Origin of the sequence: Paenibacillus nuruki (assembly GCF_001721045.1) — a bacterium.
Taxonomy (GTDB): domain Bacteria; phylum Bacillota; class Bacilli; order Paenibacillales; family Paenibacillaceae; genus Saccharibacillus; species Saccharibacillus nuruki.
On sequence record NZ_MDER01000050.1, the window covers coordinates 1 to 3,301 of the forward strand.

Genomic DNA, 3,301 nt, shown 5'->3' on the forward strand with positions numbered 1-3,301 from the left:
ACCGAACACTCCGGTGGATCTGTGGTCACCCAAGTGGTGACACACTCACTCGTTGTTCAGTTTTGAAAGAGTAAACCTCTTTCAAACTGTTGATCCTTGAAAACTGGATACCGAAAACGAAACATCGCGTTTTAGAATGTTTCTTCTCTACGACTGTGTTAAACAGCAGTAGGCGAGAAATAATATACACCGTTTCTATTTATAGAAACACTTAGGTTAAGCTACTAAGAGCACACGGTGGATGCCTAGGCGCTAGGAGCCGATGAAGGACGTGGCGAACAACGATAAAGCCTCGGGGAGCTGTAAGCAAGCTGTGATCCGGGGATGTCCGAATGGGGAAACCTAACTGGATTCATCTCCAGTTACTCACACCTGAATACATAGGGTGTGCAGAGGCAGACGAGGGGAACTGAAACATCTAAGTACCCTCAGGAAAAGAAAACAAGAGTGATTCCGTCAGTAGCGGCGAGCGAACGCGGAACAGCCCAAACCAAGAAGCTTGCTTTTTGGGGTTGTGGGACGTCTCTTTGGAGTTACAAAGGAGTATCGTAGTTGAAGAGGTCTGGAAAGGCCCGCGAAACAAGGTGAAAGCCCTGTAGATGAAATGATGCTCTCTCCGAGACGGATCCCGAGTAGTGCGGGGCACGTGAAACCCCGTATGAATCTGCCAGGACCATCTGGTAAGGCTAAATACTCCCTAGCGACCGATAGTGAAGCAGTACCGTGAGGGAAAGGTGAAAAGGACCCCGGAAGGGGAGTGAAATAGAACCTGAAACCGTGTGCTTACAAAAAGTCAGAGCCCTATGAATGGGTGATGGCGTGCCTTTTGTAGAATGAACCGGCGAGTTACGTTCCCGTGCAAGGTTAAGGTGAAAAGCCGGAGCCGCAGCGAAAGCGAGTCTGAATAGGGCGACTAAGTACGTGGACGTAGACCCGAAACCAGGTGATCTACCCCTGTCCAGGGTGAAGGTACGGTAACACGTACTGGAGGCCCGAACCCACGCACGTTGAAAAGTGCGGGGATGAGGTGGGGGTAGCGGAGAAATTCCAATCGAACCTGGAGATAGCTGGTTCTCCCCGAAATAGCTTTAGGGCTAGCCTCGGAAGTTGAGTCGTGGAGGTAGAGCACTGATTGGATGCGGGGCCCGCAAGGGTTACCAAGTTCAGTCAAACTCCGAATGCCACAGACTTTATTCCGGGAGTCAGACAGTGAGTGCTAAGATCCATTGTCGAAAGGGAAACAGCCCAGACCATCAGCTAAGGTCCCCAAGTGTGTGTTAAGTGGGAAAGGATGTGAAGTTGCACAGACAACCAGGATGTTGGCTTAGAAGCAGCCACCATTGAAAGAGTGCGTAATAGCTCACTGGTCGAGTGACTTTGCGCCGAAAATGTAACGGGGCTAAACACACCACCGAAGCTATGGCTTGATACATTAGTATCAGGGGTAGGGGAGCGTTGAATGAAGATTGAAGGTGTACCGCAAGGAGCGCTGGACCTCATTCAAGTGAGAATGCCGGTATGAGTAACGAAAAGATCAGTGAGAATCTGATCCGCCGAAAACCCAAGGATTCCTGAGGAAGGCTCGTCCTCTCAGGGTAAGTCGGGACCTAAGGCGAGGCCGAAAGGCGTAGTCGACGGACAACAGGTTGAAATTCCTGTACCACCGAAAGCCGTTATGAGCAATGGGATGACGCAGGAGGATAGTGACGCGGACTGATGGATGTCCGTTCAAGCAGTGAGGCTGGTATGTAGGCAAATCCGCATACCGCAAGGCCAGGCTGTGATGAGGAGCGAAAATTGTAGTAGCGAAGGTCATGATTTCACACTGCCAAGAAAAGTCTCTAGCCAGGAAGCAGGTGCCCGTACCGTAAACCGACACAGGTGGGTGAGAAGAGAATTCTAAGGCGCGCGGAAGAACTCTCGTTAAGGAACTCGGCAAAATGACCCCGTAACTTCGGGAGAAGGGGTGCCCCGGTAGTGTGAATAGCACGAGGGGGCCGCAGTGAAAAGGCCCAAGCGACTGTTTAGCAAAAACACAGGTCTGTGCGAAGCCGCAAGGCGAAGTATACGGGCTGACGCCTGCCCGGTGCTGGAAGGTTAAGGGGAGTGGTTAGCGCAAGCGAAGCTATGAACCGAAGCCCCAGTAAACGGCGGCCGTAACTATAACGGTCCTAAGGTAGCGAAATTCCTTGTCAGGTAAATTCTGACCCGCACGAATGGCGTAACGATTTGGGCGCTGTCTCAACGAGAGATCCGGTGAAATTTTAATACCTGTGAAGATGCAGGTTACCCGCGACAAGACGGAAAGACCCCATGGAGCTTTACTGCAACTTGATATTGAACTGGGGTGCGATTTGTACAGGATAGGTGGGAGCCGTAGAAACCGGAGCGCAAGCTTCGGTTGAGGCGCCGTTGGGATACCACCCTGATCGCATTTGAGTTCTAACCTCGTACCGTGATCCGGTACAGGGACCGTGTCAGGTGGGCAGTTTGACTGGGGCGGTCGCCTCCTAAAGTGTAACGGAGGCGCCCTAAGGTTCCCTCAGAATGGTTGGAAATCATTCGAAGAGTGTAAAGGCATAAGGGAGCTTGACTGCGAGACAGACACGTCGAGCAGGGACGAAAGTCGGGCTTAGTGATCCGGTGGTACCGCATGGAAGGGCCATCGCTCAACGGATAAAAGCTACCCTGGGGATAACAGGCTTATCTCCCCCAAGAGTCCACATCGACGGGGAGGTTTGGCACCTCGATGTCGGCTCATCGCATCCTGGGGCTGAAGTAGGTCCCAAGGGTTGGGCTGTTCGCCCATTAAAGCGGTACGCGAGCTGGGTTCAGAACGTCGTGAGACAGTTCGGTCCCTATCTGTCGTGGGCGTAGGAAATTTGAGAGGAGCTGTCCTTAGTACGAGAGGACCGGGATGGACGCACCGCTGGTGTACCAGTTGTTCCGCCAGGAGCATCGCTGGGTAGCTACGTGCGGAAGGGATAAGCGCTGAAAGCATCTAAGCGTGAAGCCCCCCTCAAGATGAGATTTCCCAGTATGTAAGACCCCTTGTAGACGACGAGGTTGATAGGTTGGGGGTGGAAGTGCCGCAAGGCATGGAGCTGACCAATACTAATCGGTCGAGGGCTTATCCAAAATCTACAAACGCGGTGTTTCAGTTTTCGGATTCAGTTTTCAGGGAGCAACATTAGCCTGACTGTTTGGTAATGATGGCGGAGGGGTTCCACACGTACCCATCCCGAACACGACCGTTAAGCCCTCCAGCGCCGATGGTACTTGGACCGCAGGGTCCTGGGAG

Annotated in this window: 2 rRNA genes; both read left to right on the forward strand. The window is 52.5% G+C overall.

The features are described 5' to 3' along the window. Nucleotides 1-214: 214 nt before the first annotated feature. Nucleotides 215-3,138, forward strand: a 23S ribosomal RNA gene (locus PTI45_RS14905). 64 nt (nucleotides 3,139-3,202) lie between these two features. Next, nucleotides 3,203-3,301: ribosomal RNA gene (gene rrf / locus PTI45_RS14910) — 5S ribosomal RNA — on the forward strand; the annotation flags it as partial.